The sequence below is a fragment of the Comamonas sp. MYb21 genome, from assembly GCF_037479395.1.
Lineage (GTDB): Bacteria > Pseudomonadota > Gammaproteobacteria > Burkholderiales > Burkholderiaceae_C > Comamonas.
In genome coordinates this window covers 82,156-107,718 of the sequence record NZ_JBBGZC010000015.1, presented here as the reverse complement: position 1 = coordinate 107,718, position 25,563 = coordinate 82,156, and the positions used below count along the sequence as shown (strand labels likewise).

The window sequence follows — 25,563 nt, the reverse complement described above, 5'->3', positions numbered from 1 at the left end:
GTCAGAAACATGGCGGCCTCTCAACCGTTCTCCAAAATCAGGTGACCCACGGCGGTGTTGGAGGCCGGCACGTGGTAGAAGCGGTGCTTGACGCTGGGCCGCCTTGCGGGATCGGCCACATCGGCCATCGCGCCACGGGCAATCAGCCACATGACCAGCTCAATGCCCTCGGAGCCCGCCTCCCGCACATAGTCGATATGGGGCACCTTGGCCAAACTGGCGGGGTTGTGGATCAGCTGGTCCAGGAAGCAGTTGTCCCATTCCTGGTTGATCAAACCCGCGCGCGCGCCTTGCAGCTGGTGGCTCATGCCACCGGTGCCCCAGATCTGCACATTGAGGTCGGCGTCAAAGCTCTCGACCGCTTTGCGGATCGCACTGCCCAGGCTGAAGCAGCGCTGGCCTGAAGGGACGGGGTACTGCACCACATTGACCGCAAACGGGATCACCGGGCAAGGCCAGGCACCGCCATCGGCGGGCTGCTCCCCGCACATCAGGGACAAGGGCACGGTGAGCCCATGGTCCACCTCCATCTTGTTGACGATGGTCAGGTCAAAATCCTGCTGGATCACCGACTGCGCGATATGCGAGGCCAGCTCAGGATGGCCGACCACCTGGGGCACCGGCCGCGGTCCCCAGCCTTCATCGGCTGGCGAGTAGGCTGCGCCCGTGCCGATGGCAAAGGTGGGGATCAGGTCCAGGCTGAAGGCCGTTGCATGGTCGTTGTAGACCAGAAATATGACATCGGGCGGGTTCTCGCGCATCCACCGGCGCGAATATTCATAGCCTTGAAAAAGCGGCTGCCAGTAGGCCTGCTGGGTCAGGCCCTGGTCCATCGCCACGCCAATGGCGGGCACATGCGAGGTGAAGACCGCTGCGCTGATGCGGGCCATATCAGATCCCTCCCTTGCCGGTGATGCCGCCGGTGGGCTGCGCCGGCGCCGCTGCCGCCTCATTGACAAAGCGGCAGCCGTCCACCGAGCGACCACCGGCGATCATCATTGCGCGGTAAGCCTCCTCGCTCATGCCCGTCATTGAGCCGGCCATCTGCTGAAAGCTCTTGCCATCGGTGGCCCCGATCTTGGCGAGAAAATAGATATTGCCGCCGGTGCGTATGCACCAGTTCAGGTCACGGGCCAGCACGGCCTGCTTTTGCTCCTCGGTCATATCCCAGCCGTCCAGGTAGGCCCGCTCATCGGCTTTGAAGCGCCTGCGGTTGTCCGCTTGCATCAAGGACATGCAAAACTGGTTGAGCCAATAGCCCTTGCGTGACTGGTCGGCGTCAAACACCACGGTGCCAGGCACATCAAGATAGGGTTTTTCTAAAGCCATATTTTTTCTTTCCAAGTTTGTTATAGGGTCCTGGCCTGCGGCCCGCTGGGCGGATCCGCGTGGAAACCTCCCGTGGGCTCATGCCTCCTCGGGCCAATACAGACGCATCGGGTTGTCCACCAGCAATTGGTGGCGCAGCTCTGGCGTGGGGGCGATCTGGGCGATGAAATCCACCAGCAAGCCGTCATCGGGCATATGGCCCTTCAGATTGGGATGGGGCCAATCGGTGCCCCAGAGCATACGGCTGGGAAAGGCCTCGACCACCCGGCGCGCAAATGGCACCACATCCTGGTAGGCGCGGCGCTCGCCACGCAGCGCCTGCGGCCCCGTCAGCGACAGGCGCTCGGGGCAGCTGACCTTGCACCAGAGCTTGTCGCTCTCCTGCATCCGCTGCAAAAACATGCTGAACTCGGGCCCATCGGCGGGCTGGCCGACATCGGGGCGCCCCATGTGGTCCACCACGACGGGGGTGGGCAGGCGGCGCAGGAATGGCCACAGCTCAGGCAGGTCCTGCGCTTCAAAATAGACCACCACATGCCAGCCCCAAGCGGCGATGCGCTCGGCGATTTCCTGGAGTTCATCCTGCGGGGTCACATCCACCAGGCGCTTGACAAAGTTAAAGCGCACGCCGCGCACGCCGGCCAGGTGCAGCTCCTGCAGCTCCTGGTCGGTGATGCTGCGCCGCACCGTGGCCACCCCCCGCGCCTTGCCGCCGGATGCCTTGCAGGCATCGACCATGGCCCGGTTGTCCGCACCGTGGCAGGTGGCTTGCACAATCACATTGCGCGAAAAGCCCAGGTGGTCACGCAATGCAAACAGCTGCTGCTTGCTCGCATCACAGGGGGTGTATTTGCGCTCAGCGGCAAAGGGGAACTCCGCGGCCGGCCCAAACACATGGCAGTGCGCATCCACGGCACCATCGGGCAACTGCAGCACAGGCTTTGCGGGCCAGGGATGCCAATCCAGCCAGCCGGGGGTTTTGACAGACAAGGACATGATGCAACCCCTTTAATCGATATAGCGCAGGCCGGATTTGGCCAGCGGCGCACGCATCTGGTAGAGGTCCAGCCCCAGCACGCCAGCGGCCAGCTGGGCACGTTTGGCCGTCTCAAAACGCTCGCGGTCCAGCGCGGTCTCCCAGGTGGCAGGCGCGATGGCAGCGGGCACACAGACCACCCCATCGTCATCGGCCACGATCACATCGCCCGGGGTGACCCACATGCCGGCGCAGACAACCGGGATGTTGACCGAGCCCAGCGTCGCCTTGATCGTGCCCCTGGACGAGACGGCCCGGCTCCAGACCGGGAACCCCATCTCCTGCAAGGCCTTCGTATCGCGCACGCCCGCATCGATGACCAGCGCCCGAGCACCACGGGCCTGGAAGCTGGTGGCCAACAGGTCGCCAAAATAGCCATCGCTGCATGGCGAGGTCACGGCCGCCACGACGATGTCACCGGGCTGGATCTGTTCTGCCGCCACATGCAGCATCCAGTTGTCGCCAGGCTGGAGCAGCACCGTCACTGCCGTGCCAGAAACACACTGGCCTGCGGCAATCGGGCGCAGCGCTGGCTGCAGCAGGCCGACACGGCCCATGGCCTCGTGCACCGTGGCCGAGCCCAGAGGGGCCAGGCCATCGGCAGCGGCACGGTCGGCGCGCTGGATATGGCGGTAAACAACCCCGAGTTCATACATTGCAGGTTCCTTGTGGATGGGTGATGGATGGTGGGCGCGTTACAGCCCCCGGCTGCGAAGCACGGCATCGAGGCGTGGAAACACGCGCCGCGCATTGCCTTCGTAGACCTGGCGCCGGCCTTCGTCATCGAGATGCGGTGTGGCCTCGATATAGCGCCGGGTGTCGTCATAGTGGTGGCCGGTTTGCGGATCGATGCCGCGCACCGCCCCGACCATCTCGCTGGCAAACAGAATGTTTTTGGCCGGCAGCACCCGGGTCAGCAAGTCGATGCCCGCCTGGTGGTAGACACAGGTGTCAAAAAACAGGTTGTGGAGCAGGTGCTCCTCGAGCAGGGGCTTGCCCAGCGCCTGCGCCAGGCCCCGGAATCGCCCCCAGTGGTAAGGCACGGCACCGCCCCCATGGGGGATGAGCAGGCGCAGCGTGGGAAAGTCCGTGAACAGCGCACTGTCGAGGCACTGCATGAAGGCCGTGGTATCGGCATTGAGGTAGTGCGCGCCGGTGGTGTGAAAGCAGGCATTGCAGCTGGTGGAGACATGCACCATCGCGGGGATGTCGTACTCGACCATCTTTTCGTAGATGGGGTACCAGAAGCGGTCGGACAGCGGCGGTGCCGTCCAGTGCCCACCAGAGGGATCGGGGTTGAGGTTGATCGCCACATTGCCGTATTGCTCCACGCAACGGACCAGCTCGGTGATGCAGCTGCGCGGATCGACACCCGGGGACTGCGGCAGCATCGCAGCTGGCACAAAGTGGTCGGGGAACAGCTCGCTGACGCGAAAGCACAGTTCGTTGCAGACCTCGGCCCAGGCGCTCGATGTCTCGAAATCGCCGACATGGTGGGCCATGAAGCTGGCACGCGGGCTGAAAATCGTCATGTCCAGCCCCCGCTGGCGCATCAGCTTGAGCTGGTTGCTCTCAATGGTTTCGCGGATCTCGTCATCGCTGATACGCAAATCGGCGGCCCGAGGCGTCCGGCGCGGGTCCTTGAGGCCGGCCATCTGCAGGTCACGCCACTGGCCCAAGGCCGCAGGTGCCGTTGTGTAATGTCCATGCACATCAATAATCATGCCGTGCTCCTCCCTGTTTTTCCTCGTGGCCAGCGCTCGCCACGCAGCCTGGCTGGGTGCCGCGCAGCATCACGCGGGCCCTGCCCAGATGGCGCGGGGCACCAGCACCTCACCGCGCATCAGCACCCTTGCTGTGCGCAACAAGGCGACCTGGGGCGGCGCATCGCCCTGACCCGCGCCCGGCTTGAGCTTGACGCTCAGCACGCCCGAAGGGTGCTCGATCGCGAGCGTGTCGGCATCAACGCCGCTGGCCCGCCGGGCCAATCCCTCGCAGACGGTGCCAGGCAGCTGCACCGCTGTGCCGACCGTGACGGCGGCCAGCACGCCAATGCTTTCGTGGCAGACATGGGGGATCAGGCAGCGCGTGCTGATCGCGCCGCCATGCCGGGGCGGCGCCACCAGGGTCATCTTGGGGTAGTTCTTGGCAGAGACATCACCCAGGCCCATGGCCTGCGCAGCCTGCAGGCGCAGCGCCTCCATCCGGCGCCGAAGATTCTGGTTGGCATCGATCTCGGCGGCCGTCTCATAGCCGCTTGCCCCCATATCTGCGGCTTGGACCAGGACCAGCGGCATGCCGTTGTCGATACAGGTCACCTCCACGCTGAAAGGCGCACAGCCCTCTGCGGCCACCGTCATGCGATCGCGCGCCTTGCCGGTGGGCAGCAGGCTCTTGCAGACCGATCCCGCCGTTTCCCGAAAACAGATCTCGATCGGCGCAGCACGGCCCGGCACGCCATCGATGTGGGCGTCTCCGCCATCGGCCAGTTGGCCGGCTGACAGCGGCAGCGTGATATCGGCCAGCATGCCGGTGTTGCGGGCCCATACGCGAAAGCTGGCACGCTCACCTTGGGCCTGGAGCATGCCGGTGGCCAGCGCAAAGGGAACCGCAGCGGCCAGCATATTGCCGCAGTTGGGCCGGGTGTCGACCGTGTCCATCTCAGGCTGCACCTGGGCAAACAGAAACTCCAGGTCCACCCCCGCTTGCGCCGAGCGGCTGACAATGCCGATCTTGCTGCTCAGCGGATGCCCGCCGCCGATGCCGTCGATCTGGCGGCGGTCGGGCGAGCCCATCGCCGCGAGCAGCACCCGGTCGCGTGTGGCCACATCCTGGGGCAAATGGGCGGCGTTGAAGAACGGCCCCTTGGAGGTGCCGCCCCGCATCAGCAGGCAAGGAATCGCTGTGGGCATGGAGTGCTCCCCGTGTTCTGTTGCCATCCATTCTGCGGACAGACACGGCAATGAGCCACGGGTGCAGCGGCCTAGCAGCTATAACTGGCTGGCATATCTTCTGCCGCCTGGGTAGCCGGACAGGCGCGCCTCGTCCTACGGCAGATGGCATCGGCTGCTGTCAGGCCTTTGCCTGCCCCTGTCCTAGGATGGGGGCATGTTGAGCAAGAGAGCAACCACCCCCGTTTTATCGGCAGCAGCCGTCGCGCTGGCAGGCCTGTGCATCGCCGCCACTGCCTATGCGATGAGCGATGAGGAAATCCGCGCAGAAACAGAGCGCATCGCGGCCCAGTACAGCACGGCCATGGCCCATTGCCAGACGCTGCAGGGCCACGACAGAGATATCTGCACAGAGGATGCCAAAGGCAGCCAACGCGTGGCCCAGGCCGAGCGCGATGCCAAGCTGCTGGGCGATGCCGGCCACAGCTACCAGGTGCGCGTGGCCAGAGCCGAGGTGGACTACCGCGTTGCCAAGGAGCGCTGCAATGAGATGCGCGGTGATGCCGTCGGCGTCTGCAAAAAGGATGCCGAGGCCGCCTACCGCAAGGCCCAGCAGGATGCCCAGGTCAAACGTGTGGAAGCGCCCCCGGCCACCTCCACCGACCAGCCCTTGACCCCGCTGGCCCCCGCAGGCAGTGCAATGCCCCTCGCCAACCCGGGGCGTTGAAGCCGCACGGCGCGCTGCCGGTGGGCAGAGCGCAAAAAAAACTGCGCTGACCAGAAGCGGTCAGCGCAGGTTTTCAGCGTTCACCAGGGGCCGGCACCGCCTGCCCCTTCAGCTGCCATCAGCGGCGGCAGGCGGCGTAGCCCAGCACCACACCAATGGCCAGCGCGGCACCGGCAATGTGCCAGGGCTCGTCATGCGCATATTTGTCGGTGCAGGCGGCGGTGTGCTTGGTTTGTGCAATGGCGCGGGCTGCGGAATCGCGGGCCAAGCCCATGCCTTCGTCCATGCGCTCACGGATGCGCTTGATCTCGGGGATCGCATCGAGCTCCTTGACCGACAGCAGTGCGCGCACATCGCCCACCAGCTGGTCCACATCCCCCTTCACATCGGAGAGGCTGACTTGTCGCTTCTTGAAAAACATGTTCTTTCCTTTCTTGTACCCAAGCCCAAAATGTGCTCTGCCTCATACCTTATAGAAAGACCCAGCAGCGCCATGTAGGAAAGCCGCCCGCGTCAGCGTGCAAAGGTCTTGGTAGCCGCAGCAGCAGCGCAAAACCCTGCTTTGGCGCACAAGCGCTGCCCCTGCTTTTCCTACACGCAATGCTGGCCGCCCAGGTCAGGATGGCTACTGAGCCCGATGAACCCTGGAGGACCTATGCCAGACCAAACCCCACCCACCACCAACCCGCCTGCCAGCGACAAGACAAATGTGGACACCACCCGCAAGCAGCAGCCCCATGACCCCGGCTCACAGGCCAAGATGCCCCATGAAAAGGACCAGTCCGTCGGCGAGACCAGCCAGGAGCCCTCGCCAGAGATGGAACAAGCCCATGCGGATTTGAAGCGCGGCCTGGTCGACACCGATGCGCGGGCCCCCGATGGCCGCCCCAAGGGCAGCAAACACCCGGTCGGTTAGGCCGTTTCAGCGCTGCACTGGCCTGCTACGGCAGCGCGCCAACATCTATCGCCGTGTTAAATGATTCAACTTGTAACATCATCGAATACAGCAATGCATCTATAGAACAAATCTTGCTTTCGTACTAAGCTATCCGCGTTGGAGCCCGTCCATGTGGCCCTGACAGGAAGGTATGCCGTGTCGCAACGAAAGCAGGAGGATGCTGTCAAAGACGATTACCTGGAACAGCTCAAAGCCGAAGGTGCCAGTCTTTTGATGCAGAACCCACAGGAAGGTACGCCCGAGCACGCCAAGATGATGCTGATCGACGCCAAAATTGACCAACTCACCAGCCCCATCACCGTTCCGAACTGGAAGGAAACCGGCTTGTGAAACGCAGCCCGCTGGACCTGAACTGACCCCAGCGGGCTTTTTGTTGCCCGGCGCAACCGCGGCGCCGGGGGCCGCACGGCAGCGACACTTATTGATGGCCCTGTAGCGTCTCCCGCTGATCCTGGGCACTGGGCAAGGTCACCCAGCGGGCCAGCTTGGGCCGCAGCCAGTTCTCCAGATCGTCCATCACCGCATAGACCACCGGCACCAGCACCAGCGACAAGGCGGTGGATGACACCAGCCCGCCGATGACGGCGACGGCCAGCGGCTGGCGAAACTCCGAGCCGCTGCTCACGCCCAAAGCGGTAGGCAGCATGCCCATGGCCATCGCAATCGTTGTCATGATGATCGGCCGGGTCCGTTCATGGGCGGCTTCCAGCAAGGCCTCGGTCTGGCTCTTGCCCATGCGCTCGGCCTCCACCGCATGCTCGACCAGCAAGATCGAGTTCTTCGCCGCCAGGCCCATCAGCATCAGCAAGCCAATCAGCACCGGCAGGTTCAGCTCCCCGCCTGTTGCCAGCAAGGCCAAAAAGGCGCCGGCCAGCGACAGCGGCAGCGCGGCCAGAATGACCACCGGTTTGACAAAGCTGCGGAACAGCAAAATCAGCACGCCAAAGATCAGCCCCACCCCCACCATGATGGCCAGGCCAAAGCTGGCAAACAGCTCCTGCATGCCTTCGGCATCGCCATAGAGCGGCCGCGATACGCCCTCGGGCAGGTTCTTCAGGAAGGGCAGCGCATCCACGGCCGCATTGGCCTGGCCCAGCGACACGCCATGGACCTCCGCCTCCAAGGTGATGCGGCGCTCGCGGTCAAAGCGGTCGATGTGGGATTCGCCCACCTGGAAATGCATGTCCGCCACCGCCGACAGTGGCACCGTGCCACCCTGCCCCGTGGGCACGCGCAGCGCGCCAATACTGTCCAGATCCCGCAAGGCACCCTGGGGCAGCCGCACGCGCACGGCCAGCCGCTGGCGCCCGGTGTTGAACTTGGAGGCGGTCGCATCCAGGTCACCCAGGCTGGCCATGCGCGCCACCTCGGCGACCACATCGGGGGTCACACCCAGTCGCGCGGCCGCATCGGGCTTGAGCCGTATCACCAGCTCGGGGCCCGGGTTGGGCGCCACCTGGTGCACATTGGCCAGCATCGGCAGGCCGCGCAGCTCACGCTCGGCGTCTGCGGCCGTGCGCCGCAGCAGCTCGCCATCATGGCCACCCAGGATCACCTGCAGGTTCTGCGTGCCGCCGCCCTCGCTTTCGCTGTAGCTCAGCCGCACATCGGGCACCTGCAGCAGCAGGGGGCGCAGATGGTCCTGGAAGGCCTTGGTCGTCATCGAGCGCGGTGATTTGAGCTGCACGATCACGCTGCCCTTGCGTGGGTCGCCATCACGCTGGCTGCTGCCCACGCTGACAAACACATCCTGCACATCCCCTTGCTGGCGCAGCAAACGGGTCAGGCTGGCGGCCGATGCGCGCATGTCCTCGGTGGTCGCGCCCGGCGCGCCTTGCAGGTTGATCTGCACCGTGCCGCCATCGCCCTTGGGCGCAAAGCCGGTGGGCAGCAGCGAGGCCAGCATCAGCGAGCCGACAAAAATCAGCACGCCAGCCGCCAGCGACCACCAGCGGTGCGCCAGCGTCCACTCCAGCAGGCGGCGGTAGCGGCCGGTAAAAGGCTTGTGCGGATGGGGCTGCGCCGAGGGCTTGAGCAAATAGGCGCACATCAGCGGCGACAACAGGCGCGCCACCAAGAGCGAGAACATCACCGACACGGCCACCGTCACCCCGAACTCGCGGAAGTACGGCCCCGCATAGCCACCCATAAAGGCGACCGGCAAAAACACCACGGCAATGGCCAAGGTGGTGGCCACCACCGCCAGGCCAATCGCGTCCGCCCCTTCCATCGAGGCGCGCCAGGGCGAGGCGCCGGCCTGCACCCGCTTTTGGATGTTCTCCACCTCGACAATCGCGTCATCGACCAGCACGCCGATCACCAAGGTCAAGGCCAGCAGGGACAGCATATTGAGCGAATAGCCGAGCCAATGGATCACCGCAAACGTGGGGACCAGCGAGATCGGCATCGCCACTGCCGCAATGAGCGTCGCGCGCCAGTCGCGCAGGAACATGAACACGACGACTGCTGCCAGCAGCATGCCTTCGAGCAAGGTCGCCACCGTGGCATCAAAGCTCTCGCGCGTGTTCTTGGCGCCCGATGACACCAGCTGGTACGACACCCCCGGCTGCTCCTTGGCCAGCGCCGCCACCGCCTTGGCAACCGCCGTCTCCACATCCACGTCGGACGCGGCCTTGGTCTTCATCACCTGAAAACCGACCACCGCATCGCCATTCAAGGCCGCAAAGCCGCGCCGGTCGCTGGCCCCACTGGCGACGGTGGCCACATCACCCAGGCGCAGATGGCGGCCGTCGCGCGTGGCAATCACCAGCTGCTCGAGCTCCTGAACCGATGGGGCGGCAGCGAGGATACGCACCTGCTGCTCCTGCGCACCAATCTGCGTGCGGCCGCCCGATGCATCCAGGTTGTGCGCGCGCAGCGCATCGTTCACCGCCACGGCCGTCAGGCCCAGCGCCTGCAGCTTGGCGGGGTCCAGGGTCACGGTGATGTCGCGCGCCACACCGCCGACCTGGGTCACCTGCCCCACGCCTGGCAACGCCACCAGCTTGCGCGCCACCACATCCTCAATGAACCAGTTCAGCTCCACATCGTCCATGCCCGGGGCGGAGACCGCATAGGTCAGCAAGGGCATGGCATCAAAATCGAGGCGCTCGACAATCGGCGGCTCGATGCTGGCCGGCAGGTTGGCGCGCACGCGGTCAATGGCCGCCCGCACCTCGTCGACGGCCCGCTGCGGCTCCAGCCCGATCTCGAACTCCACCAAGGTCAGCGACATGCCCTGGGTCACCGTCGAGATCACATGCTTGACCCGGGCCACATTGGCCACCCCGTCTTCCACCACGCGGGTGACCTGGGTTTCCACCTCGGTGGCCGCCGCGCTGGGCAAGGCGACTGCCACCTGCACGATGGGAAAGGACACATCCGGGTAGAGCTTGATCGGCATGACCCGGTAGGCCATCAACCCGGCCACCAGAATAGCGATGAACAGCACCACCACGGGGATGGGGTTCTGGATGGACCAGGCGGAGATACGCAGCTTCATCGCTGGCCTCCAGCCGCAGCAGCAGGCGCAGGTGCAGGCGCAGGTGCCGCTTCCGGCGTGGCAGGCACGGCGGCCGACTGGGCTGCGCCATTGATCTGCACCCGGTCCCCCTCCAGCACAAAGGCACCGCCGCCCAAGGCCAGGCGCGTGCCCAGCGGCGGGCCATCGCGCAAGGCCACCCAGCCCTGGGCGCGGGCGCCCAGGCTCACCGGCAGCTTGCGGATGCGGCTGTCGGCATCGATCGTGGCCAGCTGCGGGCCACCGGCTTCAAAGTGGATGGCTTTTTCTGGCACCGCCGCCACCGGCGCGGCCGCCTGCGCAAAACGCGCCTGCGCAAAGCCGCCCGGGCGCAGATCGGCCCGCACCGGCAGCGCCACGCGCACCTGGGCCAGCTTGGTCTTGTCGTCCACCCGGCGCGACAAAAGCCGCACCTGGCCCTCGAGCTCAACACCCGAAGCCAGGGTCACCGCCACCTGGTTGCCCGGCTGGATGCGGTCCACCTGGTCCTCGGGCACCTCGGCAGCCAGCTCCACCATGCCGTCCCGCGCCAGGCGGAACATCGCCTCGCCACCGGGACTGGCCACATCGCCCCGGCGCACATTGCGCTGCAGCACCACACCGGCCACCGGCGCGCGCAGCACCATGCGTTCGGCCTCTACGCGCAGCCCCGCCAGGTTGGCCGCTGCCACATCGGCATTGGCCTGGGCGCTGGCCGCTGCCGTGCGGCGCTGCTGGATCTGCTCGTCCGACAGCACGCCCTGGCCGTCCAGGCCTTCGACCCGCGCCGATTCGGCCTGGGCCTGCCTGGCCTGCGCCTTGGCCTGCACCAGGCTGGCTTGCGCCTGGGCAATCTTGGCCTGCAGCAAGCCGTCATCGAGCCGCGCCAGCGGCTGGCCGGCACGCACCTGGTCGCCCTCATCGGCCAGCAGCGCGGCCACCCGGTAGCCACTCAGCTCCGGGCCAATCGCAATTTCTTCGCGCGCCACCAAGAGGCCCGATGCCTGCTGCACCCCGCCCATGGGGCGCAGCTCCACCTGCGCCACGCTGACCGTGCGCACCACCTCGGCCACCGGCTTCGCAGTCTTGTCCGCACTGCCTTCGGAGCAGGCCACCAGCCCCAGCAGCGCGACCGACCCCAGGCCTAGCCCCAAGCCCACGCGCCATCCGCTTTTCTTTGATTGCAGCATTGCATCCCTCTCAATTTGTCTTCTGGGTGTCGGTGCCCAGCGCATCCCGGGGCCAACCGCCACCCAGCGCCTGGAAAACCTGCACCGCATGCGCCAAGGCTTCAGCGCGCGCCTGGGTCAGGCCACCGCGCGAGTCGCGGTAGACCTGCTCGGCATCGAGCACCACCACCAGGTCAAAAAAGCCCGCCTCATAGCCCTTGCGTGCCGCCTCATAGGCGGTCTGCGCCCGCGCCTCGGCCTGCGCCAGCACTTTCAGCCGCTGTGTATCGGGCGCCATGCGGAGCAGCGCCTGGTCTGTCTCGGAAAACGCGCGCTGCACCACCTGCTCATAGGCGATCACCGCCTGCTCGGCGCGAGCGCCCTGAGCGCGGGCATTGGCCAACAAGCGCGGGCGGTCCAGCACTGGCATGGCCACATTGCCTGCCAGCGACCACAGCCCGGTGCTGAGCGACGCGCCCTGCTGTTGCCAGTTCAGGCCCAGCCCGGGGGTCAAGGTGATGCTGGGCAGCAGCGCCAGGCGCGACAGCTCCAGCCCGCCCGCGGCCGCATCCATCTGGGCCTGGGCCTGCAGCACATCGGGGCGCCGCGCCAGCAAATCCGCCGGCAAGGCTTGCGGCAGCGCCGGAGCCTGGGTCTGGTTCTCATCGAGCACCAAGGCCGACAGGGGCTGGTCCCCCCTGCCCACCAGCACCAGCAAGGCGCGGCGCGCGGCATCCAGCTGCGACTGCAGCACCAGCGCATTGGCCTGGGCTGCCAGCAAGCTGGCATCGACCCGCGCCACATCGGCCAGCGCCACCAGGCCGCGCTCGAGCTTGCGCGCCAGCACCTGCTGCAGGCGGGTCTGGATGGTGATCGTCGCCTGGGCATCGGCCAGCGCGGCGGTCAGGCGCTGGGCCTCAAACAGGCTGCGCGCCACTTCGGCCACCAAGGCCGCGCGCTCGCCATAGGCGCCATAGAGCGCCGCGCCAAAGTCGCCATCGGCCTGGCGCGCCAGCGCATCACCCCGGCCCAGCACATCGAGCTCCCAGGACACTTGCAGGTCCAGCCCGGCGCTGCTTTGCCGGCCCAGGCCCACGCCGCCCGCCGATGCGCCGCCCAGCCGCTGCACGCTTCTGCGCTCGCCGCTGGCGCGAAGTCCCCCTTGGGGCTGGTACTGGGTCAGCGCGGCCTCGCGCAGCGCCCTGGCCTCGCGCACCCGCGCCAGCGCCATCCGCGCCTCGGTGCTGGCCGCCAAGGCCTGGTCCACCAGGCGGTTGAGCTGGGGCTGCTCGAACAGGGTCCACCAGGTATCGAGCTGGGGCGCCGCCTGCGCTGGCTGGGAGTCCGTAGACGCAGGCACCACCGAAAACTGCGACGCCACCACCGGCGCCGGCGCACGCGCATCCGGCACCGACGAGCAACCCGACAAAGCCGCCAGGCACAGCGGCGCGGCCGCCCATAGAACGTATTTCATGGCTCGGGTACTCAGTCTGGTGCTTGGCGGCTGGATGACGGCACGCGAGCTTGGCGCACTTTAGCTGCCTTAGCCGCTTGGGGCGTGGTTGTAGCAGCGGCTGCTGTCCGCTCGGCACGTGCCGATCGCCGGGCAGGCACCGGTTGCGCCGCCGCCTGCTTTTGCCGCTCGGCCAACTTGGCCAGCAGCTCCTGCAAGGTCTGGGCCGTTACCGCATGGAAATCTTGCGCCTGCTTGAGGCGCGCAGTGGCGTCAGCGGGCAGCGGGCTGGCCGTCAGCAGCTCATCCACATACGCCGTAAAGCGCTGGCAATCGGCAATGCTCTGCTCCAGCACGATCAAGAAGGGGTTGGCGCGCAGGCTGAAAAAGTCCTGGCGCTCGCCGCGCATCGCCACACGCTCGATGATGCCCAGGCGTTCGAGCAAGCGGGTATTGGTGCTCACGCTGGCGCGGCTGGCCTGCATGCGCTCGGCCAGCTCGGCAAAGCTGATGGGCCCGCCATCGAGCAAAAAGATGCCGATCAGGCGCCCGGCAATCCGGGGCAGGCCACTGGTCTCCGCCTGGATCGCATTGCGCTCGATAAACAGCTCGCGCGCCGCAAGCGCCTCATGCGCCTTCTTGGCCGCCGAGGCCGCCTTCGCCTTGTCCTGCTGGGTCACAGCCACCGTCCTTCATTCGTATTGTTCAGTCACCGCTGAACAATATAAACGAATTCGGGTTGACCCTAGTTATTAGAAGTAACGCTCGCTTAAAAAGGAAAAAGGGCCGTGGTGGTCGGCCCTGCGGTGCTGCGCGCCTGGTGGTCAGGACTGGCGCAAGGCCAGCCGCGCCGTCAGCAGGGTGCGCCCCGGCTCGGAATCGATCTCCAGCACGCCGCCCACGCGGCCGATACGTACGGCCATCGAGCGCATGCCGATGCCCAGGCCCGAGGCCTCCACGGCAGCGGCATCAAAGCCCACGCCATCGTCTTCGATCTCCAGCACCAGCGCATCGGCCTCGGGCTGCAGAAAGGACAGGCGCACCTGGCGCGCCTGGCTGTGCTTGATGACATTGGTGAGGCCCTCCTCGACGAGGCGCGTCATCGCCAGGTACTGCAGCGCGTCAGGCGGTGTGCGCCAGGCGGGCGCAAACTGCCAGTCACAGCGGATGTCGAGCGCATCGAACAGATTGGCAAAGCGGTGGCGCAGCGGGGCCAGCCACTCCTGCGGCGACGCGGGCACGCGCACCTGGGCGGAGGAGTTGCTGTCGATCGTCTGGCGCAGGTCATCGCGAATGTGCTTGAGCATGGACAGCACCTGTGGCCGCGTCAGGCTGCCACCGCCGCCCTGCTCCACGGCAGCAATCATGTGCACCAGCGAACCGCCCAGCCCATCGTGCAGGTCATGGGTCAGGGCCAGGCGCTCCTGCAGGCGCGCATTCGACAGCTTTTGTGCATCGAGCTCGGCCTTGAGTTGCTCGGCCTTCTTCTGCTCGGTGATGTCGAAGGTAAAACCGATCAGGCCCGTGGTCTCGCCCTGCGCATCGCACAGCACATGCACCACCTCGCGCACCCAGACAAAGCTGCCTTCGCTGGTCAGTGCGCGGTACTCGGCCTCGTGGTCCACGCCCGCCAGGCACAGCCCCACGCAGCGGTTGACCGTTGTGTCGCGCTCGTCCGGGTGGATACGCTCGGCCCAGTCGTTCACCGTCTGCCAGCTGTCCTGGCTCCAACCCAGCAGCGCCTCGATCTGTGGCCCCACATAGGTGTACTTTTTGCTCGCCCAATCGATGCGGAACGGAATCGCCAACGTGGACTCCAGCAGCGTTTGGTAGAGGCCGTTGTCGGTGTCGGGCTCCAGGGTGCGTAGACGGGGCTGCGTATCGAGCATAGGGGTGTCAGGGTTGCGTCAACAAGGGGTGAACCGTCGGCAACGCATTCCAGAACCAGTAGAAGTACCCGCTGTCTTTGGGCAGCAAGGTCAGGGTCTGCACACTTCTTTGTGTGCCACCCCGCCAACAGGCCAGGGCTGAATTGCGGTTGCCGTGCAGATCGATATAGGCCGCATTCGGGATTTTGGGCCTGGGCGGCATGTACAAGGCCATGCCCCGGGGCACCCAAAGATCGGCGAGAAAGATTCTATCCCGCTGCGGCCAATAACGCCCTACCGAAATCACCAGCGGCAGCTGGGGATCTACCGAGGAGAACACATGCGGGAAATCATGGTGCTCCAAGTCGGTACACACCGTGGGCTGCAACTGGTTGCGGTGCTCCTCGTCCAGATACGGACACTGCTGGCCGGCAAACATACCGTACTCGAACGGCGTGTTCTCCAGATGGCGGATCGGGCTTTGCATGCGCAGCCCCTGGCCCGGCTCGATCAAGGTGATGCCAAAGGCAGCAGCGGCCTCGCGCGTGGCCCACAGCGGCTCGTACACCACCTCGGTGGCGACGAACTCCATCTTGGTCTCGTCACCAAATGTTGTCGGCGGCAAGCGATGCGTGCCACTGACCTGGTAGCCGCGACCCCAAGAGGGCTCGAGGGAACCGGCCATCGGATTGCCGGCCACCGGATTGCCGGCCACAGGCTGCAGCTCCTTCACCCCGGCGGGAAGCTTATCCTTGAATGTGGGCATGCCATCGATATTGCTGACATAGGGCTTCTCCTGCGTATCGACCCAGGTGCCGATACCGTCTCGAATCAGCAAAGGCGCATCAAAAAAAGTGTGGGGCACGGTCAATCACTCCAGATCGGATGGGCGGGCGGTTACGGGGAAGCGAGAAAGGGCTGAGCGCTGGGCGGCTCAATCCACCAGACGGCGCCGGCGCGCTTCCTGCGCGGCCTGGGTGCGCGAGGACACCGACAGCTTGCGGTAGACATTCTTGATGTGCGACTCGACCGTGTAGCGCGACAAAAACAGGCGCTCGGCAATCTCGCGGTTGCTCAGGCCCTCGACCACGAGGTGCAAGATGGTGTGCTCGCGGGCACTCAAGCCCGGGTCGTCGGCAGCCTGCACGGCTGGCGGGGCTTGCAGCGGCAGCTCCTCAATGATGCGCCGCGCAATAAAGGGGTCAATGGGCGCGCCGCCGCGCAGTACGCTGCGCAAGGCCATGGCCATCTCCATGTCGTCACGCTCCTTGAGCACATAGCCCACGGCGCCTGCGCGCAAAGCCGCCCAGATCATCTCCTGCGTGCTCCAGGCCGACACCACCAGCATCGGCAGGTTGGGGGCCTGGGCATGGAGCTCCTCGATCAGCTCGATACCACTGCCATCGGGCAGGCCCAGGTCCACCAGCACCAGCGATACCGTGTGGGCCTCGCCCGCCAGGTAAGCGCGTGCCTCGGCGAGCGACCCGGCCATCACCAGCGCATCGCTGCTGTAGCCCAGCTGCTGCAGCAGGCCCTGCAGCCGGTTGCGCACCAGCGGGTTGTCCTCCACCACCAATACGGGTGCGGGCAGTGCGAGATCGGCGGTGAGCATCTGGGTGGGCATGGGATCCGTTCATATTCCAAGTGCTGCAATTATTCCGCAAGCCCAGGCCCTTGCCCCTCACTGAAACTGGTGAATTTCAGCGCCATGACAGTTGGATGACCATCGCATGGCGGTGGCCAGGGGGAAACTATCAGCTAAAGCGCTTCTCCAGTGCATCCCATTCGGGCTTGCCCACCAGGCGCTGGCGCTCGGCAAAGCTGGCCACCAAGCCACTCGCTTCCTGCACCGACTTCTCATCGCGCAGCACGGTCAAGGTCTTTTGCATGCCGGCCACTGCGCCCTGCAGCGCCGCATTGGCATAGAGCACGATGCCATAACCCAGCGCGCCCAGCTGCTCGGCATCAAAAATGGGGGTCTTGCCGCCAATCACCATGTTCATCAGCTGCGGGGTGGCGAGCCGCTTGGGCAGCGCGCGGATCTCTTCGGCGCTGGTGACGGCCTCGACAAACAAAATATCGGCCCCGGCTTCGGCAAAGCGCTGGGCCCGCTCCACCGCCGCCTCAAAGCCATGGGTGGCCGCCGCATCGGTGCGTGCCATGATCAGCAGGTTCGGGTCGCGCCGGGCATCGACGGCGGCCTTGATCTTGCTCACTGCCTCTTCGGTGGAGACCACCTCCTTGCCGTTGAAATGCCCGCAGCGCTTGGGCGCCACCTGGTCTTCGAGCTGGATGCAGTCGGCACCGGCGCGCTCCAGGGTGCGCACCGTGTGGTAGACATTGAGCGCATTGCCAAAGCCGGTATCGGCATCGACCAGCAAGGGCACACTGACCGTATCGCGGATGCGCGCCGTGTGGTCGGCGATCTCAGCGAGGCCCATAAAGCCCTGGTCCGGCAGGCCCAGCCACATATTGGTCACACCCGCGCCGGTCACATAAATCGCCTCAAAGCCCAGGTCCTCGATCACCTTGGCCGACAGCGCATTGAAGGCCCCCGGCACCAGCACGCCCCGGCGCGCCGCCACCATGTCTTTCAGCAGTTGCTTGGTATCCATTCCACCGTCTCCCGTTCAAAAACAATCGCCCGGCACCCGCACGGCGCCTTCCATCAGAATGCGTGCGCTGCGGCTCATCAGCGCCTTGGTCACCACCCACTGGCCATCCTGCAGGCGTGCCTCCGCTCCCACCCGCAGGGTTCCCGAGGGGTGGCCAAAGCGCACCGCACTGCGCTCGCCGCCACCGGCAGCCAGGTTGACCAGGGTGCCCGGCACCGCCGCTGCCGTGCCAATGGCCACCGCTGCCGTGCCCATCATCGCGTGGTGCAGCTGGCCCATCGACAGCGCCCGCACCAGCAAGTCCACGTCCTGCGCCTCCACCGCCTTGCCGCTCGATGCCGTGTAGCTGGCAGGCGGCGCCACAAAGGCAATCTTGGGCGTGTGCTGGCGGCTCGCGGCCTCGGCCAGGTCCTGGATCAGGCCCATCTTGAGGGCGCCATGGGCACGAATCGCTTCCAGGCGCGCCAAGGCCTGCGCATCGCCATTGATGTCGCCCTGCAGCTCGCAGCCGCTGTAGCCCAGGTCTTGCGCATTGAGAAAGATCGTCGGGATGCCCGCATTGATCAAGGTCGCGGCAAAGCGGCCCACCCCTGGCACATCGAGCTGGTCCACCAGCTGGCCGGTGGGGAACATCGCGCCACCGTCTTCGCCCTCGTCGGCCGGGTCCATAAAGGCCAGCTGTACCTCGGCAGCGGGAAAGCTCACACCGTCCAGTTCAAACTCGCCGGTCTCCTGCACCTGTCCGTTGCAGACGGGCACCTGGGCCATGATGGTCTTGCCGATATTGGCCTGCCAGATGCGCACCGTGCAAACGCCGTCCTGCGGGATGCGGGCCGGGTCGATCAGGCCCATCGCGATCGCGCAAGGGCCGACGGCGGCCGAGAGGTTGCCGCAGTTGCCACTCCAGTCCACCAAGGGCTTGTCGATAGCGACCTGGCCAAACAGATAGTCCACATCATGGTCAGCGCGTGTGCTCCTGGCCAGCAGCACCGCCTTGCTGGTGCTCGACGACGCATTGCCCAGGCCATCGATCTGCTTGCCATAGGGGTCGGGGCTGCCCAGGGTGCGCAGCAAGATCGCATCGCGCGCCGGCCCAGGCTGCTGCGCGGGCAGCGGCAAATCCGGGACATGGAAGAACACCCCCTTGCTGGTGCCGCCCCGCATATAAATGGCGGGGATCTTGATCTGGGGAGGATGGGCGGTCAGGTTCGTCATGGTTATTCAGAAAAAAGCTAGGCATTCACACCGGGGCCGGTTGCGCCGCGCGCGATGCCAGAAAATCCTGCGCAAAGCGCTGCAGCACGCCGCCCGCCTCGTAGACAGACAGCTCCTCGCCGGTATCGAGGCGGCAGATCAGCGGCACGCGGTCCACCAGGCCGCTGCGGCGCCAGATCACCAGGCTCAGCGTAGCGCGCGCTGTGCGCTCACCTTCCACATCATAGGTCTCCGTACCGTCCAATTGCAGCGTCTTGCGTGTCGTGCCGGGCTGGAACTCCAAAGGCAGCACGCCCATGCCGATCAGGTTGGTGCGGTGGATACGCTCAAAGCCCTCGGCCACCACTGCCTCCACCCCCGCCAGGCGCACGCCCTTGGCGGCCCAGTCGCGGCTGGAGCCCTGGCCATAGTCGGCACCGGCAATGATGATCAGCGGCTGGCGGCGCTGCAGATAGGTCTCCATCGCCTCCCACATGCGCACCACCTGCCCCTCGGGCTCGATACGGGCCAGCGAGCCTTTTTGCACCTGGCCACCGACCACGGCCATCTCGTTGACCAGCTGGGGGTTGGCAAAGGTGGCGCGCATGGCCGTTAGGTGGTCGCCCCGGTGGGTGGCGTAGGAGTTGAAGTCCTCCTCGGGCAGGCCCATCTTGGCCAGGTACTCGCCAGCGGCCGAGCTGGGCAGAATGGCGTTGGATGGCGAGAGGTGGTCGGTGGTGATGTTGTCGGGCAGCAGGGCCAGCGGCCGCATCCCCTTGAGCGTGCGCGGATGCGCGGCCAGCGCGCCCACGCCCTCGGTGTCCCAGTACGGCGGCCGGCGGATATAGGTGGACTGGGGGCGCCAGGCATACTGCGGCGCAGCGCGCTCACCGTTGTCTGCCTGGATCGCAAACATGGGCTCGTACACCGCGCGGTACTGCGCAGGCTTGACCGCCTTAGCCACCACGGCATCGATCTCCGCGTCACTCGGCCACAGGTCCTGCAGCCGGATCTCCTGCCCGTTCACGACGGCGAGCACATCCTTTTCGATGTCAAAGCGGATGGTGCCCGCCATCGCATAGGCCACCACCAGCGGGGGCGAGGCCAGAAACGCCTGCTTGGCATAGGGGTGGATGCGGCCGTCGAAATTGCGGTTGCCCGAGAGCACCGCGGTGGTGTAGAGGTCGCGCTCAATGATCTGCTGCTGGATCTGCGCATCGAGCGCGCCGCTCATGCCATTGCAGGTGGTGCAGGCAAAGGCGACGATGCCAAAGCCCAGCGCCTCCAGGTCCTCCAGCAGACCTGCCTCTTGCAGGTACAGCTGCACCGCCTTCGATCCGGGCGCGAGCGAGGTCTTGACCCAGGGCTTGCGCGTGAGGCCCAGGCGCCGCGCATTGCGCGCCAGCAGCGCCGCAGCGATCACATTGCGCGGGTTGCTGGTGTTGGTGCAGCTGGTGATCGCCGCAATGATCACTGCACCATCGGGCAACAGGCCCTGGGCTTCCTGGGCGCGCGCCAGCGCCAGGGGCTCGGCGCCGGCAATGCCGCGCGCGGCCAGCTGCGAGGTCGGCAGGCGCCGGTGCGGGTTGGACGGACCCGCCATATTGCGCACCACGGTCGACAGGTCAAACTGCAGCACCCGCTCGTACTGCACCTCCTGCAGGCTGTCCGCCCAAAAGCCGGCGGTCCTGGCATAGGTCTCGACCAGCTGCACCTGCGCTTCCTCCCGGCCCGTCAGCCGCAGGTAGGCCAAGGTCTGCGCATCCACCGCGAACAGCGCGGCAGTGGCGCCATACTCCGGGCACATATTGGCAATGGTGGCCCGGTCACCAACCGAGAGGCTGCGCGCGCCCTCGCCATAAAACTCCAGATAGGCGCCCACCACTTTTTGCTGGCGCAGGAACTCGGTGAGCGCCAGCACAATGTCGGTCGCGGTAATGCCCGGCTGGGACTGGCCGCTCAAGGACACGCCGACAATATCGGGCAGCCGCATCCACGAGGCCCGGCCCAGCATCACGTTCTCGGCCTCCAGGCCGCCCACGCCCACCGCAATCACGCCCAGCGCATCGACATGCGGCGTGTGGCTGTCGGTGCCCACGCAGGTATCGGGAAAGGCGACCCCATCCTGCACATAGACCACCGGCGACATCTTCTCCAGATTGATCTGGTGCATGATGCCGTTGCCTGCGGGAATCACATCCACGTTCGCAAAGGCCCGCTTGCTCCATTCGATGAAATGGAAGCGGTCCTCATTGCGGCGGTCCTCGATCGCCCGGTTTTTCTCAAAGGCCTGCGGGTCAAACCCGCCGCATTCGACAGCCAGCGAATGGTCGACGATCAGCTGCACCGGCACCACCGGGTTGACGGCGGACGGATCGCCGCCCGCCTGGGCAATCGCATCGCGCAGGCCCGCCAGGTCCACCAAGGCCGTCTGGCCCAGGATGTCATGGCAGACCACGCGCACGGGGAACCAGGGAAAGTCGATATCGCGCCTGCGCTCGATCAGCTGGCGCAGGTAGTCCGGCAAGTAGGCCGGGTCGGCGCGGCGCACCAGGTTTTCGGCATGCACCCGCGCCGTATACGGCAGCTGCGCCCAGGCGCCGGGCGCCAGCGCATCGACTGCCGCCTGCGCATCAAAATAATCGAGGCCGGTGCCGGCCAGTGCTTGTCGGTAATTGCTGTTCATGGGGCAGTGCGGACCGGCGGGCTGGGCGGCCCGCAGGGTGTCGCTTTTCTATATAGATCTGTAGAAGGTCGGGCCGGCCGGCAGCTCAGCTGCGCTGGTCGATGGGCTGGAACACCTGGTCTTCCGGCCCCGTGTAGTGCGCGCTGGGGCGGATGATCTTGTTGTCCACCCGCTGCTCGATCACATGCGCCGCCCAGCCGCTGGTGCGCGCAATCACAAAGAGCGGCGTGAACATGGCAGTGGGCACGCCCATCATGTGGTAGCTCACGGCGCTGAACCAGTCGAGGTTGGGGAACATCTTCTTGGCCTCCCACATCACGGCCTCCAGGCGCTCGGCAATGTCATACATCTTGGTCGAGCCGGCCTCCAGCGACAGCTCCCTGGCAACGCCCTTGATGACGACATTGCGCGGGTCGCTGACGGTGTAGACCGGGTGGCCAAAGCCAATCACCACCTCCTTGTTCTTCACCCGGCTGCGGATATCGGCCTCGGCGGCATCGGCGCTGTCGTAGCGCTTCTGGATCTCGAAGGCCACCTCGTTGGCGCCGCCATGCTTGGGGCCGCGCAGCGCGCCGATCGCACCGGTGATCGACGAATACATATCGCTGCCGGTACCGGCCACCACGCGAGCGGTAAAAGTTGAGGCATTGAACTCGTGCTCGGCATACAGATTGAGCGAGGTATGCATGGCCCGCTCCCACAGCGCACTGGGCTTTTTGCCATGCAGCAGGTGCAGAAAATGCGCGCCAATCGAGTCGTCATCCGTCTCCACATCGATGCACTTGCCCGAGGTGCTGAAGTGGTACCAGTACAGCAGCATGGAGCCGAGCGACGCCATCAGGCGGTCGGCAATGTCGCGCGCGCCGGGCAGGTTGTGGTCGTCCTTCTCGGGCAGGGTGCAGCCCAGCACCGATACCCCCGTGCGCATCACATCCATCGGGTGGCTGGCGGCGGGCAGCTGCTCCAGCGCCTGCTTGACGCTCGCGGGCAGGCCGCGCAGCGCCTTGAGCTTGTCCTTGTAGGCGCGCAGCTCGGCGCGGTTGGGCAGCTTGCCATGCACCAGCAGGTGGGCGATCTCTTCAAACTCGCAGACCTGGGCCATGTCCAAAATGTCATAGCCCCGGTAGTGCAGGTCATTGCCGCTGCGCCCTACGGTGCACAAGGCGGTGTTGCCCGCCGTCACGCCCGAGAGCGCAACCGATTTCTTGGGCTTGAAGGTCGAAGGCATGGTGGGCGCGGTGGCCTCGGCGGTCGTGGTGGTCATAGCAGGGGTTCCTGGTTCAAATATGCGCAATCGAGGGGAATGGGCCGGCCTTTGGCATCGACGGCCACCATGTCAAACAAACCTTGGAGCACCAGCTCGGGCGGCGTTCCCGGCAGCGCAGCCGAGCCGGTGACGCACACCGTCATCGAGCTGCGGCCTACACGGCTGACCCAGGCGCGCAAGGTCAGGGCATGGCCCACTGGTGCCGGTGCCACAAAGTCCACCCGGCTGACGGCGGCCATCACGACTTCGCGTTGCGCCAGGCTCCGTGCCGCCAAAAACGCGGCCTTGGCCATCAGCTGCAAACCCTGGCCCGCAAACAGCGTGCCGTGGTGGTTGGCCAGCGCCGGCAGTACCAGCTCTTGCAACTCGGCGAATCCGGTAGGTGTTGTCATGTTTCGCAATTTACGCAAAATACAAAGGAGTGAACAGCACTGAAATGGCGAATTTCTGCGAATGAAAATCGGCATTTTGCGAATTTTGCGAAATGTAGAATCTGGGTACTCCACCGCCCCTGCCATGCCAGCGCCCCTGTTGACGCGAAAGACTCTGCGATGAAAAAAACCTTTATGGGCGTCAAGCTGCGCAAGCTGCGCGCCGAACGCAATCTGTCCCAGATTGCGCTGGCCCATGCGCTGGGGCTCTCGCCCAGCTACCTCAACCAGATCGAGCAAAACCAGCGGCCGCTGACGGTGTCGGTGCTGCTCAAACTGCACCGCAGCCTGGGCGTGGATATCCAGCAGTTCTCCGAAGACGAAGAGGCGCGCCTGGTGGCGGGGCTGCGCGAAGCGCTCGCCGATGCGCCCGAGGCCATTGCGCTGCCTGAGCTGCAAGAGGTGGCCACACAAATGCCGGCGCTGGGCGCAGCGGTGGTGGCGCTGTACCGCCGCCATCTGGAGACCAAGGAGCGGCTCGAAGCGCTGTCGCTACAGCTGGGCGATGACCGCGCCGGCAGCAGCCAGCTCGCCGCCATGCCGTTTGAGGTGGTGCGCGATTTCTTCTTCTCGCACCAGAACTACTTTGATGCGGTGGACCGCGCCGCCGAAAGCCTGGCTGCCCAGGCCCAGGCAGAGCGCCCGGGCAGGCCGCTGGCCGACTGGCTGCGTGAGCGCCTGGCGCTGGCGCACCAGGTGCGGGTGGAGTTTGTGGACAGCGCAGGCGCGAGCAAACGCCAGTTCGACCCCGCCTCGCGCCTGTTGCAGCTGTCCTCTGCGCTGGGCACTGCGCAGCAGGCGTTCCAGCTTGCCACCCAGCTGGCGCTGCTCGAGATCGGCGACACGCTCGACAGCCTCAGCCAGGTGCCAACACTCATCAGCGACCCCGCCGCCCGCCGGCTGGCGCGGCTGGGCCTGGCCAACTATTTTGCCGGCGCCCTGCTGCTGCCCTATGGACCCTTTCTACAAGCCGCCGAGGCGCTGGGCTATGACATTGACCTGCTCGGCCAGCGCTTTGCCGTGGGCTTTGAGACCGTCTGCCACCGGCTGAGCACCCTGCAGCGGCCAGCCAGCCCGGGCGTGCCGTTTTTCTTTGTACGGGTGGACCGGGCCGGCAATATCTCCAAGCGCCAGTCGGCCACGCATTTCCATTTCAGCCGCACCGGCGGCACCTGCCCGCTGTGGAATGTCTACGAGGCCTTTGGCCAGCCCGGCCAGGTGCTGGCCCAGGTCGCGGCCATGCCCGATGGCCGGCGCTACCTGTGGATTGCGCGCTCGGTCTCGGGCGGGCAGCGCGGCTATGGCGCGCCGCGCAAGACATTTTCCATCGGCCTGGGCTGTGACCTGCGCCATGCAGCGCGCCTCGTCTATGCCAAGGGCATCGACCTGCAGGACCCGGAGCTGGCCACGCCGATTGGCATGGGCTGCAAGGTCTGCGAGCGCGACCACTGCCCGCAGCGCGCCTTTCCCTACCTGGGCAAAGGCCTGGCCGTCGACGAGAACGCCAGCCGCCTCACCCCCTACGGCTCGGGCGTCTGAATCTCCGCCAGCAGCTGGCCAAAACGCCGCTCGACATACTGCGCCGTCGGGCTGCGCTGCGCGCCCTGGCGCCAGAGCATGCGCACCGACAGCGGGGGCAGCGCCAGCGCTGGGCAAGGCACCTCGCGCAGCGCCTGGCGGTTGCCTTCGTAGTGCGCGATATTGACTGGCAGCACCGCCCAGCCCAGCTTGTCGGCCACCATGTCGGCGATGTTGTAGAAGCTGTCCGAGCGCCACACGCGCGGGCTGTAGGCGCGCTCGTGCACATCCTCGGTATGCATCAGCAGCTGGCGGTGCTGGGCCAGTTGCTGCAGGCCCACCACCCGGCCGTCGGCGAGCGGGTGGTCGGTCGCCACAAACACCCCCTGGCGCACGATGCCCAGGTGGCGCTGCTCAAAATGCTGCAGCACCGGGCCCCGGTCGATATGCAGGGCCATGCCCGCCCTGCCCTCACCCACATAGTCGGCCACCTCGCTGGCGGTGCCATTGAGCAGCAGCAGCTCCAGGCCCGGGTACTGCTGCGCCATCTCGCGCAGCAAGCTGGCCACCGCCGTATAGGGCAGCGCCTCGTCAATCGCCAGCGACAGCTCGGCATCGGCCCCGCCGCTCAGCGCCTGCGCGCGCTGGTCCAGCTGCTCGGCCTGGCGCAGCAGCTCGCGCGCCTCGAGCAGCAGCACCCGGCCCGCATCGGTGAGCTGGGCATTGCGGTGCGAGCGGTCAAACAGCACCACGCCCAGGTCCACTTCCAGCATGCCCACGGCCGTGCTGACTGCCGACTGGGCCTTGCCCAGGCTACGTGCAGCGGCAGAGAAAGAGCCACTGTCGGCGGTGGCGACAAACTGCCGCAGTTGTTCAACGGTCCATTCCATAGCCCACTACTGTAGCCTATCCATCTGCTTTA

At 66.0% G+C, this 25,563-nt stretch carries 24 protein-coding genes; 4 read left to right on the top strand and 20 right to left on the bottom strand.

Annotation, left to right across the window (positions count from 1 at the left end; all coding sequences use genetic code 11):
* Window positions 1-20 precede the first annotated feature (20 nt).
* From WH367_RS21020 to WH367_RS20995, 6 genes are all read right to left on the bottom strand, one after another.
* A complete protein-coding gene (locus tag WH367_RS21020; RefSeq protein WP_339537560.1) occupies window positions 21-890 on the bottom strand; it encodes a class III extradiol dioxygenase subunit beta in 870 nt (289 codons plus the stop codon).
* A 1-nt stretch (window position 891) separates the two neighbouring features.
* A complete protein-coding gene (gene ligA / locus WH367_RS21015) occupies window positions 892-1,329 on the bottom strand; it encodes a protocatechuate 4,5-dioxygenase subunit alpha (RefSeq protein ID WP_339517872.1) in 438 nt (145 codons plus the stop codon).
* A 78-nt stretch (window positions 1,330-1,407) separates the two neighbouring features.
* Window positions 1,408-2,325: an amidohydrolase family protein gene (locus WH367_RS21010; protein ID WP_339537559.1), complete on the bottom strand. Its 918-nt coding sequence runs from the start codon at window positions 2,323-2,325 to the stop codon at window positions 1,408-1,410.
* Between the two features lie 12 nt (window positions 2,326-2,337).
* Window positions 2,338-3,021, bottom strand: coding sequence for a 4-carboxy-4-hydroxy-2-oxoadipate aldolase/oxaloacetate decarboxylase (gene ligK, locus WH367_RS21005; RefSeq protein ID WP_339537558.1), 684 nt, complete (start codon window positions 3,019-3,021; stop codon window positions 2,338-2,340).
* A gap of 39 nt (window positions 3,022-3,060) precedes the next feature.
* The gene (locus tag WH367_RS21000; RefSeq protein WP_312989178.1) at window positions 3,061-4,089 is read right to left on the bottom strand and encodes an amidohydrolase family protein; all 1,029 of its coding nucleotides are present in this window, start codon (window positions 4,087-4,089) and stop codon (window positions 3,061-3,063) included.
* Window positions 4,090-4,158: 69 nt separating this feature from the next.
* Window positions 4,159-5,277, bottom strand: coding sequence for a 4-oxalomesaconate tautomerase (locus WH367_RS20995; protein ID WP_339537557.1), 1,119 nt, complete (start codon window positions 5,275-5,277; stop codon window positions 4,159-4,161).
* A 196-nt stretch (window positions 5,278-5,473) separates the two neighbouring features.
* Here WH367_RS20995 and WH367_RS20990 point away from each other — a divergent pair, with 196 nt between their 5' ends.
* Window positions 5,474-5,983, top strand: a complete 510-nt coding sequence (locus tag WH367_RS20990) for a hypothetical protein (RefSeq protein WP_339537556.1) — start codon at window positions 5,474-5,476, stop codon at window positions 5,981-5,983.
* Window positions 5,984-6,101: 118 nt separating this feature from the next.
* On the opposite strand, the gene WH367_RS20985 is transcribed toward WH367_RS20990, so the two are convergent.
* Window positions 6,102-6,404, bottom strand: coding sequence for a DUF883 family protein (locus WH367_RS20985; RefSeq protein ID WP_021027561.1), 303 nt, complete (start codon window positions 6,402-6,404; stop codon window positions 6,102-6,104).
* Window positions 6,405-6,638: 234 nt separating this feature from the next.
* On the opposite strand from WH367_RS20985, the gene WH367_RS20980 reads away from it, so the two are divergent.
* Window positions 6,639-6,899, top strand: coding sequence for a hypothetical protein (locus WH367_RS20980; protein ID WP_339517864.1), 261 nt, complete (start codon window positions 6,639-6,641; stop codon window positions 6,897-6,899).
* Between the two features lie 177 nt (window positions 6,900-7,076).
* Complete coding sequence (locus tag WH367_RS20975) at window positions 7,077-7,271, top strand: hypothetical protein (RefSeq protein ID WP_148293205.1); 195 nt, start codon at window positions 7,077-7,079, stop codon at window positions 7,269-7,271.
* A gap of 88 nt (window positions 7,272-7,359) precedes the next feature.
* On the opposite strand, the gene WH367_RS20970 is transcribed toward WH367_RS20975, so the two are convergent.
* From WH367_RS20970 to WH367_RS20915, 12 genes are all read right to left on the bottom strand, one after another.
* On the bottom strand, window positions 7,360-10,443 hold the full coding sequence (locus WH367_RS20970; RefSeq protein WP_339537555.1) for an efflux RND transporter permease subunit: 3,084 nt from the start codon (window positions 10,441-10,443) through the stop codon (window positions 7,360-7,362).
* Window positions 10,440-11,630 carry an efflux RND transporter periplasmic adaptor subunit gene (locus tag WH367_RS20965; RefSeq protein ID WP_339537554.1) on the bottom strand — a complete coding sequence of 397 codons (1,191 nt, stop codon included), beginning with the start codon at window positions 11,628-11,630 and terminating at the stop codon, window positions 10,440-10,442. The genes WH367_RS20970 and WH367_RS20965 overlap by 4 nt, the downstream gene beginning before the upstream one ends.
* Window positions 11,631-11,640: 10 nt before the next feature.
* Window positions 11,641-13,083 (bottom strand): TolC family protein, encoded by a 1,443-nt coding sequence (locus WH367_RS20960; RefSeq protein WP_339537553.1) that lies wholly within the window; start codon window positions 13,081-13,083, stop codon window positions 11,641-11,643.
* An 11-nt stretch (window positions 13,084-13,094) separates the two neighbouring features.
* Entirely contained in the window at window positions 13,095-13,742 is a 648-nt protein-coding gene (locus tag WH367_RS20955) for a GbsR/MarR family transcriptional regulator (protein WP_339537552.1), read from the bottom strand.
* A gap of 144 nt (window positions 13,743-13,886) precedes the next feature.
* Window positions 13,887-14,951, bottom strand: a complete 1,065-nt coding sequence (locus WH367_RS20950; protein ID WP_339517857.1) for a sensor histidine kinase — start codon at window positions 14,949-14,951, stop codon at window positions 13,887-13,889.
* 7 nt (window positions 14,952-14,958) lie between these two features.
* The gene (locus tag WH367_RS20945) at window positions 14,959-15,795 is read right to left on the bottom strand and encodes a hypothetical protein (protein ID WP_339537551.1); all 837 of its coding nucleotides are present in this window, start codon (window positions 15,793-15,795) and stop codon (window positions 14,959-14,961) included.
* A 69-nt stretch (window positions 15,796-15,864) separates the two neighbouring features.
* Entirely contained in the window at window positions 15,865-16,554 is a 690-nt protein-coding gene (locus tag WH367_RS20940) for a response regulator (protein WP_260719303.1), read from the bottom strand.
* Between the two features lie 130 nt (window positions 16,555-16,684).
* A complete protein-coding gene (locus tag WH367_RS20935; RefSeq protein ID WP_339537550.1) occupies window positions 16,685-17,545 on the bottom strand; it encodes an isocitrate lyase/PEP mutase family protein in 861 nt (286 codons plus the stop codon).
* A gap of 15 nt (window positions 17,546-17,560) precedes the next feature.
* Window positions 17,561-18,760 carry a 2-methylaconitate cis-trans isomerase PrpF gene (gene prpF / locus WH367_RS20930; RefSeq protein ID WP_339537549.1) on the bottom strand — a complete coding sequence of 400 codons (1,200 nt, stop codon included), beginning with the start codon at window positions 18,758-18,760 and terminating at the stop codon, window positions 17,561-17,563.
* Between the two features lie 25 nt (window positions 18,761-18,785).
* Window positions 18,786-21,425 carry a Fe/S-dependent 2-methylisocitrate dehydratase AcnD gene (gene acnD / locus WH367_RS20925; protein ID WP_339537548.1) on the bottom strand — a complete coding sequence of 880 codons (2,640 nt, stop codon included), beginning with the start codon at window positions 21,423-21,425 and terminating at the stop codon, window positions 18,786-18,788.
* Between the two features lie 85 nt (window positions 21,426-21,510).
* On the bottom strand, window positions 21,511-22,689 hold the full coding sequence (gene prpC, locus WH367_RS20920; protein WP_021028191.1) for a bifunctional 2-methylcitrate synthase/citrate synthase: 1,179 nt from the start codon (window positions 22,687-22,689) through the stop codon (window positions 21,511-21,513).
* On the bottom strand, window positions 22,686-23,084 hold the full coding sequence (locus WH367_RS20915; protein ID WP_339517845.1) for an acyl-CoA thioesterase: 399 nt from the start codon (window positions 23,082-23,084) through the stop codon (window positions 22,686-22,688). Before WH367_RS20915 ends, prpC begins: the two co-directional genes overlap by 4 nt.
* Before the next feature lie 159 nt (window positions 23,085-23,243).
* On the opposite strand from WH367_RS20915, the gene WH367_RS20910 reads away from it, so the two are divergent.
* Window positions 23,244-24,662, top strand: coding sequence for a short-chain fatty acyl-CoA regulator family protein (locus WH367_RS20910; RefSeq protein ID WP_339537547.1), 1,419 nt, complete (start codon window positions 23,244-23,246; stop codon window positions 24,660-24,662).
* Here the strand turns inward: WH367_RS20910 and WH367_RS20905 are convergent.
* Window positions 24,644-25,531, bottom strand: coding sequence for a LysR family transcriptional regulator (locus tag WH367_RS20905; RefSeq protein ID WP_339537546.1), 888 nt, complete (start codon window positions 25,529-25,531; stop codon window positions 24,644-24,646). The genes WH367_RS20910 and WH367_RS20905 overlap by 19 nt on opposite strands.
* Window positions 25,532-25,563 lie beyond the last annotated feature (32 nt).